14 protein-coding genes and 1 other RNA gene are annotated in these 12,502 nt (G+C 63.6%); 7 read left to right on the top strand and 8 right to left on the bottom strand.

Annotated features, from left to right (window positions below):
- Positions 1-23: 23 nt before the first annotated feature.
- From NIM87_RS17180 to NIM87_RS17160, 5 genes are all read left to right on the top strand, one after another.
- Positions 24-845 carry a prephenate dehydratase gene (locus NIM87_RS17180; protein WP_254675940.1) on the top strand — a complete coding sequence of 274 codons (822 nt, stop codon included), beginning with the start codon at positions 24-26 and terminating at the stop codon, positions 843-845.
- 612 nt (positions 846-1,457) lie between these two features.
- Positions 1,458-2,300: a 2,3,4,5-tetrahydropyridine-2,6-dicarboxylate N-succinyltransferase gene (dapD, locus tag NIM87_RS17175; RefSeq protein WP_254675939.1), complete on the top strand. Its 843-nt coding sequence runs from the start codon at positions 1,458-1,460 to the stop codon at positions 2,298-2,300.
- Between the two features lie 9 nt (positions 2,301-2,309).
- Positions 2,310-3,464, top strand: a complete 1,155-nt coding sequence (gene dapE, locus NIM87_RS17170) for a succinyl-diaminopimelate desuccinylase (protein ID WP_254675938.1) — start codon at positions 2,310-2,312, stop codon at positions 3,462-3,464.
- On the top strand, positions 3,461-4,000 hold the full coding sequence (locus tag NIM87_RS17165; protein ID WP_254675937.1) for a hypothetical protein: 540 nt from the start codon (positions 3,461-3,463) through the stop codon (positions 3,998-4,000). The genes dapE and NIM87_RS17165 overlap by 4 nt, the downstream gene beginning before the upstream one ends.
- 14 nt (positions 4,001-4,014) lie before the next feature.
- Positions 4,015-4,575 carry a hypothetical protein gene (locus tag NIM87_RS17160; protein WP_254675936.1) on the top strand — a complete coding sequence of 187 codons (561 nt, stop codon included), beginning with the start codon at positions 4,015-4,017 and terminating at the stop codon, positions 4,573-4,575.
- Positions 4,576-4,592: 17 nt separating this feature from the next.
- Here NIM87_RS17160 and truA read toward each other — a convergent pair whose 3' ends face one another.
- The 3 genes from truA to def form a co-directional block, all read right to left on the bottom strand.
- Positions 4,593-5,333, bottom strand: a complete 741-nt coding sequence (gene truA / locus NIM87_RS17155; RefSeq protein WP_254675935.1) for a tRNA pseudouridine(38-40) synthase TruA — start codon at positions 5,331-5,333, stop codon at positions 4,593-4,595.
- A complete protein-coding gene (gene fmt, locus NIM87_RS17150) occupies positions 5,333-6,256 on the bottom strand; it encodes a methionyl-tRNA formyltransferase (RefSeq protein WP_254675934.1) in 924 nt (307 codons plus the stop codon). Before fmt ends, truA begins: the two co-directional genes overlap by 1 nt.
- Positions 6,257-6,434: 178 nt before the next feature.
- A complete protein-coding gene (def, locus tag NIM87_RS17145) occupies positions 6,435-6,950 on the bottom strand; it encodes a peptide deformylase (RefSeq protein WP_254675933.1) in 516 nt (171 codons plus the stop codon).
- 133 nt (positions 6,951-7,083) lie between these two features.
- Here def and NIM87_RS17140 point away from each other — a divergent pair, with 133 nt between their 5' ends.
- Both NIM87_RS17140 and NIM87_RS17135 read left to right on the top strand, forming a co-directional pair.
- Positions 7,084-8,508, top strand: a complete 1,425-nt coding sequence (locus NIM87_RS17140) for a DNA recombination protein RmuC (protein WP_254675932.1) — start codon at positions 7,084-7,086, stop codon at positions 8,506-8,508.
- An 89-nt stretch (positions 8,509-8,597) separates the two neighbouring features.
- Positions 8,598-9,074, top strand: a complete 477-nt coding sequence (locus tag NIM87_RS17135) for a hypothetical protein (RefSeq protein WP_254675931.1) — start codon at positions 8,598-8,600, stop codon at positions 9,072-9,074.
- A gap of 128 nt (positions 9,075-9,202) precedes the next feature.
- Here NIM87_RS17135 and recR read toward each other — a convergent pair whose 3' ends face one another.
- The 5 genes from recR to NIM87_RS17110 all read right to left on the bottom strand — a co-directional run bounded on the left by recR (position 9,203) and on the right by NIM87_RS17110 (position 12,469).
- Complete coding sequence (gene recR / locus NIM87_RS17130) at positions 9,203-9,799, bottom strand: recombination mediator RecR (protein WP_254675930.1); 597 nt, start codon at positions 9,797-9,799, stop codon at positions 9,203-9,205.
- Between the two features lie 12 nt (positions 9,800-9,811).
- Complete coding sequence (locus NIM87_RS17125) at positions 9,812-10,135, bottom strand: YbaB/EbfC family nucleoid-associated protein (protein WP_254675929.1); 324 nt, start codon at positions 10,133-10,135, stop codon at positions 9,812-9,814.
- Positions 10,132-11,886 carry a DNA polymerase III subunit gamma/tau gene (locus tag NIM87_RS17120; RefSeq protein WP_254675928.1) on the bottom strand — a complete coding sequence of 585 codons (1,755 nt, stop codon included), beginning with the start codon at positions 11,884-11,886 and terminating at the stop codon, positions 10,132-10,134. The genes NIM87_RS17125 and NIM87_RS17120 overlap by 4 nt, the downstream gene beginning before the upstream one ends.
- Before the next feature lie 129 nt (positions 11,887-12,015).
- Positions 12,016-12,111, bottom strand: an RNA gene (gene ffs, locus NIM87_RS17115) — signal recognition particle sRNA small type.
- 46 nt (positions 12,112-12,157) lie between these two features.
- Positions 12,158-12,469 carry a hypothetical protein gene (locus NIM87_RS17110; RefSeq protein ID WP_254675927.1) on the bottom strand — a complete coding sequence of 104 codons (312 nt, stop codon included), beginning with the start codon at positions 12,467-12,469 and terminating at the stop codon, positions 12,158-12,160.
- Between the last annotated feature and the right edge of the window lie 33 nt (positions 12,470-12,502).

Genomic DNA, 12,502 nt, shown 5'->3' with positions numbered 1-12,502 from the left:
AGTTTGTTTCACGGATGCCTGCCATGACCAAGAAAATCGCCTTCCAGGGTGAACCCGGCGCCTTCAGCCATGCTGCATCCGCCAATTTCTTCCCCGGCGAAGAGTTTCTGGGTTGCGTCACCTTCGAGGAAACGCTCAATGCCGTGCAAACCGGCAAGGCCGATTTTGCCGTGGTGCCGGTCGAAAACTCGCTCTATGGCCGCATCACCGACATTCACCACCTGCTGCCCGAAAGTGGTCTCAATATCATTGGCGAGACCTTCCTGCGCGTCGAGATGACCCTCCTGGGTGTGCCGGGGGCCAAGCTCGAGGACATCAAGGCCGTCCAGTCCCTTTCGGTCGCCCTCGGCCAGTGCCGCAAGTTCATCACCCAGCATGGCCTGCGCACCATCAATGCGGTCGATACCGCCGGCTCGGCCCGCGAAGTTGCGCAAAAGGCCGACAAGTCGGTGGCCGCCATCGCCTCGCGCTTTGCCGGCGAAATCTACGGCCTTGAGGTCCTGGCCTCCAATATCGAGGACGCCGACCACAACACCACCCGCTTCCTTGTGCTCTCGCCCACTGAAAAGCACGCGCCTCAGGGCGGCAAGGTCAAGACCACCTTTGTCTTCCGCGTCCGCAACGTCCCGGCGGCGCTTTATAAAGCCATGGGGGGCTTTGCCACCAATGGCATCAACATGACCAAGCTCGAAAGCTATATGGTCGGCGGCGCCTTCACCGCCACCCAGTTCTACGCCGACATCGAAGGCCACCCCGACGATGTGGGCGTCCAGCACGCCTTTGAGGAACTGGGCTTCTTCACCGACTATTTCCGCATCCTGGGGGTCTACCCAGCCGCAGACTGACGGCGCATGCGCTTTACGGGTCAGCGGAGGCTCAATAGAGCCTGGAGCAAGCACCCTGCGCTCCTCCCCCTAATCAGGGGGTGGCAGTGAAGCTTGGCCTTTAGGCCATAGCGAAACTGGGTGGGGGTATCCTCTTTAACAAAACGCACCCGGAGATAAATCTTATCCCCGGCCCCAAACTACCCTGCATACTCCGCTCATCCCCACCGGCAACACGCGGTGCCGACGAAGCATCGGGTGGGGAGACGGGCTGGTTGGGGTCGCCTAGCCGGATGCGTGTATGCTGACCACCGGCCGCTCAACCGAAGCGACTGGCGACAGGCGGCGACGGATGTTTTGCATCCGGGCCAAAGGTCTGCGCCGACTGCCAAGGGGATGGGCAACCGCAAAACGGGGCCGCTCGATGCATGCGCAAGAAATCCCGGTCGTGGGAAGCGGCTTTCGCCTCTTCTTTACTAATACCTTCGAGGCGAAAGCCGCTTTTCACCGTGTCACCGGAAGCCGTCAGGCTGACCGGCGTCTGGTTATGCCCGGCGCCTCCTCATATCCGTTGACTTGCGGGTCGCCCCGGCTATGGTCCGCCCAACCCGATCAAATCGTTCAGGACTATCCATGTCGCACGCCCAGCTCGCCCAGATCATCGACACCGCCTTCGACAACCGGGCCGAGGTCAATCTCAATACAAAGGGCGAGATCCGCGACGCCGTCACCGAAGCGCTGAACCTGCTCGATCGCGGCCAGGCCCGCGTCGCTGAAAAGGTCGATGGCCAGTGGCAGGTCAATCAGTGGCTGAAGAAGGCCGTGCTGCTCTCGTTCCGCCTCAATGACAATCGGCCCATGATCGGTGGCGCCGATAATTCCACCTGGTGGGACAAGGTGCCGACCAAGTTCGAGGGCTGGAGCGAGAACACCTGGCGCGAGGCCGGCTTCCGCGCCGTGCCCGGCGCCATTGTCCGCAAGTCGGCCTATATCGCCAAAAACGCCATCCTCATGCCCAGCTTCGTCAATGTCGGCGCCTATGTCGATGAGGGCACCATGGTCGACACCTGGGTCGGCGTCGGCTCCTGCGCGCAGATCGGCAAGCATGTGCATCTCTCCGGCGGCGTCGGCATTGGCGGCGTGCTCGAACCCATGCAGGCCAATCCCACCATCATCGAAGACAATTGCTTCATCGGTGCGCGCTCCGAAATCGTTGAAGGCGTCATCGTGGGGGAGGGCTCGGTCATCTCCATGGGCGTCTTCATCGGCAGCTCCACCAAGGTGATCAATCGCCAGACCGGCGAAATCCATATTGGCCATGTCCCGCCCTATTCCGTGGTCGTCTCCGGTTCTCTGCCCGGCAAGGCGCTGCCCGATGGTTCGCCCGGCCCGGGCCTCTACTGCGCCGTCATCGTCAAGACCGTCGACGCCCAGACCCGCTCCAAGACCGGCATCAACGAATTGCTGCGGGACTAGATAACCATCGTGGCCCTCGATCCGGTCGACCTGCTCACCCGCCTCATCGCCTGCCCCTCGGTTACCCCCGAAGAGGCGGGCGCGCTCGACCTGCTCGAAACCGAACTGACAGCCATCGGCTTCGCAGTGACCCGCCTGCGCTTTGAGGGCGACGGCTCCTATCCGGTCGACAATCTTTTCGCCACGCGGGGAGAGGGCGGTCGTCGCCTGCTGTTTGCCGGTCACACCGATGTGGTCCCACCCGGCGATACAGCGCACTGGACCAGCGATCCGTTCACGCCACGGATAGCCGATGGCAAGCTCTATGGCCGCGGCGCCGCCGACATGAAGTCGGGCATTGCCGCTTTCGTGGCCGCCTGCGCCGCCATTCCGCCCGAGGCCGGTACCATCCAGCTCGCCATCACCAATGACGAGGAAGCCGACGCCATCAATGGCACCGAAAAGCTCGTGCGCTGGATGGCCGACAACGGCCACCACTTCGATTTCGCCATCGTCGGCGAACCCAGTTCCGCCGAAACCCTGGGCGACAGCATCAAGATCGGCCGCCGCGGCTCATTCTCGGGCAAGGTCACCGTCACCGGCACGCAGGGCCATGTTGCCTATCCGCACAAGGCCAATAATCCCCTGCCGGTGCTGGCCGCCGTCGCCACCGCTCTCTCGTCGGAGCGTCTCGACACCGGCACCGACCATTTCCCGGCGAGCAATCTCGAATTGACCACCATGGACGTGGGCAATCCGGTGTCCAACGTCATCCCCATGAGCGGCACCCTGCGCTTCAACATCCGCTACAACGACCGCTGGACCCCTGAAAGCCTGGCCGACTGGGTCCGCGCCCGCATCGGCAGCGTTGAAGCCAATGGCACCGACATCGCTTTTGAAGTGTCCGGCGCCCCCTCGCGCGCCTTCCTCTCGCCGCTCGGCACGGACATCGAAACACTCTCTGCCACCATCGCCGCGATCACCGGCAAGGCGCCGGAGTATTCAACGGGCGGCGGCACGTCCGATGCGCGCTTCATCGCCCAATATGGCCCGGTGGTTGAATGCGGCCTTGTCGGTCCCTCGATGCACAAGGCCGATGAGCATATCGCGCTCTCCGATCTCACCGGCCTCACGGAAATCTATGCGGACTTCATGCGCCGCTATTTCGCAGGAGTCGCGGCATGAAGATTTTCACGGCCTTGCGCCAGGCCATTTATGGCTGGATCATGCTGCTGCGGAGCGAACCCGGCTGGCAGGAGCGTTTCCGCTTCACCGCATCGGGCCTCGTCACCGCGCTGGTGCTGTTCTATCTCTTCGCCTTCCTCGCCGTGGTGCTGGCCTCACTCGACTATGGCGTGCCCGGGCCGCAGGAATTTGTGGCGACCATGGTGCTCCAGTCGCTCTGGCTGGTGGCGCTCGTGGCCGGTCTCTACGGCACCCGGTTCGCGGTGCGCGACAAATCGCCGATCCTGCCCATCCTCGTGCCGGGCGTTTATGCCTTGGTTTTCTATCTCGTCGTGGGCGCGCTGGTTTCCCTGGTTCTGGGTTTCCTTCTGCCTTTGCTCTGGCTGGCGCTGGTCTGGATGCTGTTCCGCCTTGGCCGCCTTGGCGGCGGCTGGACCATCGGCGTGTCCTTTGCATTCGCAATATTGACCGTTCTGCTCCTTGTCGGCCTGCCCTATGCGCTCTACATCATTCCGGCGCCCACTCCCGCCGCCTGAGCCGAGTCTGTTCCTTGCCCCAGCCCAACTCGACCTTTGTTGAAGAAGCCCGCGACGCAGCCCTGGGCGCCTGGGCGCTCGTTCTGGGTCGGCAGGACGCAGCACGCCATTTTGATTTTTCGCCGCGCGGCGTCATTGGCAGTTTCATCGCGCTTGTGCTGGCTGTCGCTGTCAGCGTCTTTGGCCCGCAATTGTTCGGCGTGCCGACGCCCTCGGGCATGGCCGGTGGCATGGCGCTGCTTTCGGTGCTGCTCTTTGCCCTGCAGATCGGGGCGGCCTATATCGTGCTGCAGACCATGGGGCGCCTGGATGGCATTTTGCCCTATCTGGTTGCGGACAATTGGGTGAATTTCTATGTGTCGCTGGTCGGTGCTCTGGGCATCGTTCTGTTCGGCGGCAGCGACTTCATTCTTCTGGCCGTGGGCCTCGTCAGCATCGTGGTCGAGGTCAATATCGCCCGCCGCATCGTCACCCTGGCGCCCATGCAGATTGTCATCTTCATCGCCGCGCAGATCGCCGCGCAGTTCGTCGGCCTGATGGTGCTGGGCGGCCTGATCATGCAAGCGGCGGCCTGAAACGCTTCTGAACGCTCCTAGGGATAGTCGACGCCTGTCAGGTAAAGACCACTCGATGGCGCCATGCCGCCACAGCGGCTGCGGTCTGCTGCATCCAGCGCCGCGCGAAAATCATCCGGGCTCCACTTGCCTTCACCCACCAGCTTGAGCGCTCCCACCATCGAGCGCACCTGATGATGGAGGAAACTGCGGGCGCTGGCGGTGACGGCGATCACCTCATTATCCCCGGTCACCTCGAACACGTCTAAGGTGCGGATCGGTGATTTCGCCTGGCATTCCGAGCTGCGGAACGTGGTGAAGTCATGCCGGCCCAGAATGCGCTGCGCCGCCGCGTGCATTGCGTCCACGTCCAGCGGCTTGGGGACATGCCACACCTGGTTGCGCTCCAGCGCCGGCGGCGCCCGCCGCGTCAGGATGCGATATTCATAGTGTCTGGCAATGGCCGAGAACCGCGCTTCGAATTCTGTCCCCACGGCCTCGCATTCGACGATCACCACGGGAAAGGCCCGCAGGTGATAATTCATCGCCTCGCGAATGCGGAACGGGTCCCAATCCTTGGAAAGATCGATATGCGCCACCTGGCCCAGCGCATGCACGCCGGCGTCGGTCCGCCCCGCTGCCTGGCTCGTCACCACCTCGCCGGAGAACCGTTCAACGGCCTCTTCCAGCGCCTGCTGCACGCTCATCCGATCCGCCTGCCGCTGCCAGCCGCAGAAGGGGGTTCCGTCATACTCAATGGTGAGCTTATAGCGCGGCATCAGCTGACTTTGGCCGGCAGTGTCCCGGCGCCCCTCAGGAAGGTCTGCACATCCATGGCGCCCTTGCCCTCGCGCTGCACCTGGGTGAGGCGCACGGCGCCAGAACCGCAGGCGATGGTCAGCCCGTCGCCCATCAGCGTGCCCGGCGCGCCCGAACCGTCGACCACGCTCGAGCGCAGGGCCTTGATCCGAACCGGCCTGCCGCCAAGCTCCAGCTCGAACCACGCGCCCGGAAACGGCGACAACCCGCGAATGAGGTTGTGCACTGCCTCGGCACTCTCGGAAAAATCCAGCCGCGCCTCGGCCTTGTCGATCTTGGCGGCATAGGTCTCGCCAATCCCCGGCTGCGGGGTGAAGTCGAGGCTGCCCCGCTCCAGGGCCGCCAGTGCCCGCCCCATCAAGTCGGCGCCCAGCCGCATCATCTGGTCGTGCAACTCGCCCGCTGTCATGTCGGGCGCAATGGGAATGATTTCGGTGGGGCCCATGGCGCCGGTGTCCAGCCCCTCGTCCATTTGCATCACGACAATGCCGGTCTGCTTGTCGCCCGCCATGATGGCGCGCTGGATCGGTGCGGCGCCACGCCAGCGTGGCAAGAGCGACCCATGTAGGTTCAGACAGCCATATTCCGGCGCCTCAAGCACCGGCTTTGGCAGGATCAGCCCATAGGCCACCACCACCGCAACCTCGGCGCCCAGTGCCGCAAATTGGGCCTGCTCGGCCTCGCCCTTGAGCGAGCGGGGCGTAAACACCGGAATGCCGAAGGCCTCCGCGGTTTCATGCACCGGGCTTTTCCGCTCGGCCTGCCCACGGCCAGCCGGCTTGGGCGCCCGCGTATAAACCGCCACCACCTCATGCCCGGACGAAACGATCTCCGACAGGGTAGGCACGGAAAAATCGGGCGTACCCATAAAGACGACGCGCATGGTGGGTTCCTTTTATTCCTCTCCCCCTCGGGGAGAGGTGGCTCGGCGCAGCCAAGTCGGTGAGGGGGACTCTCCTCCACGCAAAGGGCGCGGCACCTGCCCCTTCATCCGGTGCGTAGCTTGTTCTCGGGCGCCTCGCGATCCCGGGGCGCCACCTTATCCCCGATGGCGAGAGGAATTACCCAGCGGCCCGCTTGGCGGCCTTGTCGAATTTTTTGATCACCCGGTCGCGCTTCAGCCGGCTCAGGTAATCGATATAGAGCACGCCATCGAGGTGATCGAGTTCGTGCTGGATACACACGGCCAGCTTGCCCTCGGCCTCCTTGGTCACCTGCTTGCCCTCGAGATCGGTGTAGCTCACCGTCACGTCATTGGGCCGCTCGACCTCGTAGTAAAGCTCGGGGATGGAAAGGCATCCCTCTTCGGTCACCTGGATCTGCTCGCCGAAATGGGTGATTTCGGGGTTGATCATCACCAGCGGGTCAGGGGTTTCGCCCTCCCCGGCCAGGTCCATCACCACGATGCGCTTCATCACCCCGATCTGGGGCGCAGCCAGGCCAATGCCCGGCGCGTCATACATGGTGTCCAGCATGTCCTTGGCCAACGCCTTGATCTCATCATCAACCTCGATGATCGGGTCGGCAACAGCGCGCAGTCGCGCATCGGGAATGATCAGAATAGGGCGGATAGCCATGTCAAAAAGTCCGGCGAGGAGTGGATTGCCCCCGATATGGCCATTTCCGGCGCGGCGGTCAACACCGGCGCGGGTCAATCCGTAGCGCGAGGAGAACATTTTGCGAACAGAAGAATCGGACTAGAGTGGAGCCATGCGCGAACTCGATACGATTGTCTTCACTCTGGGCGAAGTCCCTGTCACCACCGCCATGGCACTCATCGCCGGGGGCGCCCTGCTGCTCATCCTGTTGGTGGTCTGGCTTGTCCTGTCAGCACGTGCCAATGCCTATCGCGCCGAACAGGCCGCGCGCGACGCCAGCGACGGGCTGCGTGCCAATTTCCTCGAACAGATCGCCGGGCGCGACGCCCGCATCCGCGATCTCGAAGCGCAATTGGAGCGGGACCGCGACCGTGCCGCCGACCTGCTCGACACCGAGCGCGACAAATCCACTGGCCTGCTGTCCGAACTGTCTGCCATGCGGACCCGCCTCGACGAACAGGCCCGGCAGAACGAGGCGAATCTGAAGCGCTTCACCGAAGCCCGCCAGCAGATGACCGACGAGTTCAAGGCCATCGCCGGCGACGTGCTGCGCACCCACAGCGAGACCTTCACCAAGCAGAACCGCGAGCAGGTCGATGTTCTCTTGAAGCCCCTCAACGACAAGATCACCGAGTTCCACAAGAACCTCGTCGAGGACCGCTCTGCCATGGGCGAGCGCATCCGCGCCTTGGCCGAAAGCAATCTGCAGATTACCACCGAGGCGCAGAACCTGACCCGGGCATTGAAGGGCAATTCGCAGACTCAGGGCGCCTGGGGCGAAATGATCCTCGCCACTATTCTCGAACAATCGGGCCTGCGCGAAGGCGAGCAATATTTCACCCAGCAGAGCCACACCGGCGACGACGGCCAGCGATTGCGTACCGATGTCGAAATCCTCATGCCCAATGGCGACCGGCTGGTGATCGACTCCAAGGTCTCGCTGACGGCCTTCGAGGCCTTCGTCAACAGCCACGAGGACGACCGCGACCAGCACCTGCGCGCGCACATCACCTCGGTGCGTGGCCATATCACCACCCTGGGCGACAAGGGCTACAACCGCGCCGCAAAATCCAGCCTCGACTATGTGATGATGTTCGTGCCTATCGAAAGCGCGCTGGCGACCGCCATCCAGCATGATGCCAAGCTGGTCGAATTCGGCATGGGTAAAGGCGTCATGCTGACCACGCCGACGACGCTGATGACTGTGTTGCGCACCGTGCGCAATGTATGGGACATCGAAAAGCGCCACCAGAACGCCGAGGAAATCGCCGAGCGCGCCGGCCAGCTCTACGACAAGGTCGCCGGCTTCCTCACTTCCATGGACCGGCTCGACGGTCATCTCGAGAAGGCGCGCACCAGTTTCGACGAGGCGCGCAATCAGCTCTCATCGGGGCGCGGCAATGTCGTTCGCCAGGTCGAAATGCTGCGCGAACTGGGCGCCAAATCCAGCAAGCCCATCCCTGCCAAATGGGACGGCGGTTCCGACGAGGGGCCCAGCCTGCGCCTGGTCAAGGACGAACCCGGCGACCTCAACTGACCCTTCTGGCAAACAAATATCGGCTGTGATCGAACCCTGCCGGGCGCCGCGCGTTTCCCTGCTGTGCAATTGCATCAGGGAGACCGATCATGGCGCAAAATCACCACCATCCAGGCAGCTTGGTGCCGCAGGAAACCAATTTCGACAACGCTGACACCCCGGGCATTTCCCAGCCCTTCAGTCAGGCCGAAATCGAAGATCTGCTCTATGGCGAGGACCGGCCGGTGCGCGAGCGGCTCGAACGCTTGCGAGAGATCCGAGCCGAAGCGAGCGCCCGCGAAAGCGGCGATTTCGGTGACGAGGACCCCGCATCCATGATCGAAGCGCTCGACCGCGCCATCGAGGAGTTGCAGGGCGACAGCGATAACGCTGCGGAAACCGGCGATGCCAGTGCCGATATGTCCAACGACCCAGCCGACCACCTCGACGCCCTCTCCCCCGACGATATCGAGGCCCGCGAGGCCTTGATCGGCGAGGATGAATTCTACGAGGAGGACGAAGACGGCCCGGTCGATGACGAGACCAAGTGGCACGGCAGCGAAGAGTTCAATCCAGACCTGCACTGATGCCTGGACCCGGCGACGATCTCCTCCCTCCCCCCTGTGGGGAGGGCGGCGACGCTGGGCCCATCGGGCCCGTGGCAAAGCCAGGGTGGGGGTAATTCGCGGCGCGATTGGCCCGACGCGGCCTTGGCCTAAATCTCCGTACGCGCCTTGAGGGCCTGGCTCAGCGTGCCTTCATCAAGATAATCCAGCTCCCCGCCCACAGGCACGCCATGGGCAAGGCGCGTGACCTTGATGCCTGTCCCCGCCAGCCGGTCGGTGATGTAATGCGCGGTGGTCTGGCCCTCGACCGTTGCGTTCATCGCCAGCACGATTTCGGAATAGCCGTGCGCGCGCCCGATTAGCCCATCGAGGTTGAGATCGTCCGGGCCCACGCCATCGAGCGGCGAGAGCACGCCACCCAGCACATGGTAGCGCACCTGACCCACCCCGGCCCGCTCCAGCGCCCAAAGATCGGCCACGTCCTCGACCACGATCAGAATGCCGCTTTCGCCGCGCCGCGCATCCGAGCAGATCGAGCAGGGACTGATGGTATCGACATTGCCGCACACTTCGCAGCTCTTCACCGCCACCACGGCCCGGTCCAACGCTGCCGACAGCGGCAGCATCAGTTGCTCTTTTTTCTTGATCAGATGCAGCACCGCACGCCTTGCCGACCGCGGTCCCAGCCCCGGCAGCCGCGCCAGCAGCTGGATCAGCTGCTCAATCTCAGGTCCGCCATTGGCCATGGTGGAAGCCGCCTAAAACGGCAGCTTCATTCCCGGCGGGATGGGCAGGCCGGCGGTCACTTCGGCCATCTTGCGCTGGGCCTCGGCTTCGCTCTTGGCCTTGGCATCGTTGACGGCGGCAATGATCAGGTCCTCGACCACCTCGGCGTCCTCGGGCTTCAGGAGCGCCGGATCGATCTTGATGCCGCGCATGTCGCCCTTGCCCGAAAGCGAGACCACCACCATGCCCCCGCCGGAACGGCCTTCGACCACCAGCTCGGCCAGTTCGGCCTGCATGGTTTCCATCTTGGCCTTCATTTCACCGGCGGCCTTCATCATGCCCATGATGTCTTTCATTCGTCGTCCTCTTCCATTGGGGGCGGGGGAAGGTCGGGCAGCACGGCCGCCTCTTCCTTCACCGTCACATTCACAAGTTTCGCGCCCGGAAATGTTTCCAATATGGCTTTCACCAGCGGGTCATCATGCGCCGCTTCGGTGGCCGCCTGCTTGCGCTGCTCGGCCTCCTGGCGAATTGTCAGGCCTTCGGGGGCCTTGGTGGAGACCATCACCAGCCAGCGTGCGCCCGTCCAGGCCTGCAAGCGGGCCGAGAGGGTGGCGATCATGCCGGGGTCAGCGCCTTCGGCCAGCGCCACTTCAATCCGGCCCTGCTCGAACGACACCGGCCGCATCTGGCTTTCCAGCGCCAGCTTCACCAGCACGTCGCGCTTGGCCGCGGCCAGCGCAATCAGGTCCTTGTAGCTGGCCACAGTCGCCAGCGCCGGCTGCACCATGGCCTGTGGCCGCGATGCCGGCACGGCAGGCGCGGCCTCGACCATCGGCGCCGGTTGCATGGCCTCGACCCGCATGGCCGAAGCGCCGCCCGATGCACCGCCGGAAGGTCCGCGCGGCGGCAGCGATGGGTTGCTCGATCCGGTGGGCAGCGTACCCTGCTGCGTCAGCTTCGTGATAACTTCATCGGGGCTTGGCAGATCGGCGGCATAGGCCAGCCGGATCAGCGTCATTTCAGCCGCTTGCAGGCCATTGCCCGCGCGCGCGGTTTCCTCATTGCCCTTGAACAGGATTTGCCAGGCTCGTGTCAGCGCCCGCATCGGCAGGCGTTGCGCCAGGTCAGCCCCGCGCGTCCGCTCGTCCGGCGTCAGCGATGCGTCGTCTGCGGCCGCTGGAACCACCTTGATGCGGGTCACCAGATGAGTGAATTCGGCAAGGTCCGCCAGGAGGGTCTGCGGGTCCGCGCCCAGGTCATAAAGTTCGCGCAGCGCCGTCAGCGCCTCCGCGATACGACCGCCCATCAGGTCTTCGAACAGGTCGATGATCCGCGCCCGGTCGCCCAGCCCCAGCATGACCTTGACGGTTGCCGCACTCACCGTGCCATTGCCATGGGCAATCGCTTGGTCGAGCAGGCTCAGCGAGTCGCGCGCCGAGCCCTCGCCGGCCCGCACGATCATCGCCAGCGCATCGGGTTCAAAGCCGATGCCTTCGTGCCCGAGGATTTTTTCGAGATAGGCCGACATCACCTCGGCCGGAATGCGCCGCAGGTCAAAGCGCTGGCAGCGCGACAGGATGGTAATTGGGACCTTGCGGATTTCCGTCGTCGCGAAGATGAACTTCACATAGGGCGGCGGCTCTTCGAGTGTCTTGAGCAGCCCATTAAAGGCCGCCGTCGAGAGCATATGCACCTCGTCGATCACATAGACCTTGTAGGGCGCCGAAACCGGGCCGTATTTGACCGAGTCGATGATCTCGCGAATGTCGCCAATGCCGGTATTGGACGCGGCGTCCATTTCCACCACGTCGACATGCCGGCCCTCGATAATGGCGCGGCAATGCGTGCCCTCGGTTTCAAGCTCTAGTGTCGGATGCCGGCCGCTCTCATCTTCATAGTTGAAGGCGCGCGCCAGGATGCGGGCCGTGGTCGTCTTGCCTACGCCGCGCACGCCCGTGAGGATGAAGGCATGGTGGATGCGGTTCTGCGCAAAGGCATTGCCCAGCGTCTGTACCATGGCGTCCTGACCCACCAGGGTCGAGAAGTCGCGCGGGCGGTATTTGCGCGCCAGCACCAGATAGGGCGATGTCTGGGGTTCAGCCATCCTGCCGGTCCAAATCTTGCTCCAAAGGGAATCTGCCTTGCATCATGGGCCGACCATAGGGCAATGGCCCCCCGACCGCAAAAGCCTCGAGGCGAAATGCGGCGCCGAATGGCCATGTTTGAACAGAAGAGTAGGAGGCTGGCATCGACCCGTGAGGATCTCGTTGGGGCTGCTTCCTTCCGGACCTGACCCGGTTGGCGAGGAACACGTCCGCGCCAACCTCCCGGCGCCTATATGCGAATTTTGGGCCGAGGATGCAAGGGGGCGGGGATCAGAAGTCGATGCAGCCACGCTCGGTATTGACGGAGGGGTGGAAAATCACAAAACCATCGCCATCATTGGCGCGGGCTTCCGCTTCGCTGCGCGGAAGCCAGCTTGAGCTGATGACCGGCGAATATGGATCGCCGACGACTTGCGTGGCGACGAGGCAGACGAATTCGACACTAGCCGGGATTACCGCGTCGGCCGAATAGATCTTCTTGAGGTGTCCCGGCGGAATTTGGTGCCAGGTCTTGTGGTGCGCATTCGCCGCACCGGACGAGGCAAGCAAAAGCGTTAGTGCGGCGGCGGAAGCCAATTTCATGGTCATCTCCTGGGAAGTGCATGTCGCAGGGAA

Origin of the sequence: Devosia ureilytica (assembly GCF_024273195.1) — a bacterium.
GTDB lineage: Bacteria > Pseudomonadota > Alphaproteobacteria > Rhizobiales > Devosiaceae > Devosia > Devosia ureilytica.
Note: the sequence above shows the minus strand (reverse complement) of the source record. Positions and strands in the feature narration are given on the sequence as shown.

Bases quoted from the DNA above. Each gene is read 5' to 3' on its own strand.
- NIM87_RS17180 (WP_254675940.1), top strand. From the start codon at position 24: ATGACCAAGAAAATCGCCTTCCAGGGTGAACCCGGCGCCTTCAGCCAT.
- dapD (WP_254675939.1), top strand. From the start codon at position 1,458: ATGTCGCACGCCCAGCTCGCCCAGATCATCGACACCGCCTTCGACAAC.
- NIM87_RS17165 (WP_254675937.1), top strand. From the start codon at position 3,461: ATGAAGATTTTCACGGCCTTGCGCCAGGCCATTTATGGCTGGATCATG.
- truA (WP_254675935.1), bottom strand. From the start codon at position 5,333: ATGCCGCGCTATAAGCTCACCATTGAGTATGACGGAACCCCCTTCTGC.
- fmt (WP_254675934.1), bottom strand. From the start codon at position 6,256: ATGCGCGTCGTCTTTATGGGTACGCCCGATTTTTCCGTGCCTACCCTG.
- def (WP_254675933.1), bottom strand. From the start codon at position 6,950: ATGGCTATCCGCCCTATTCTGATCATTCCCGATGCGCGACTGCGCGCT.
- NIM87_RS17140 (WP_254675932.1), top strand. From the start codon at position 7,084: ATGCGCGAACTCGATACGATTGTCTTCACTCTGGGCGAAGTCCCTGTC.
- NIM87_RS17135 (WP_254675931.1), top strand. From the start codon at position 8,598: ATGGCGCAAAATCACCACCATCCAGGCAGCTTGGTGCCGCAGGAAACC.
- recR (WP_254675930.1), bottom strand. From the start codon at position 9,799: ATGGCCAATGGCGGACCTGAGATTGAGCAGCTGATCCAGCTGCTGGCG.
- NIM87_RS17125 (WP_254675929.1), bottom strand. From the start codon at position 10,135: ATGAAAGACATCATGGGCATGATGAAGGCCGCCGGTGAAATGAAGGCC.
- NIM87_RS17120 (WP_254675928.1), bottom strand. From the start codon at position 11,886: ATGGCTGAACCCCAGACATCGCCCTATCTGGTGCTGGCGCGCAAATAC.
- NIM87_RS17110 (WP_254675927.1), bottom strand. From the start codon at position 12,469: ATGAAATTGGCTTCCGCCGCCGCACTAACGCTTTTGCTTGCCTCGTCC.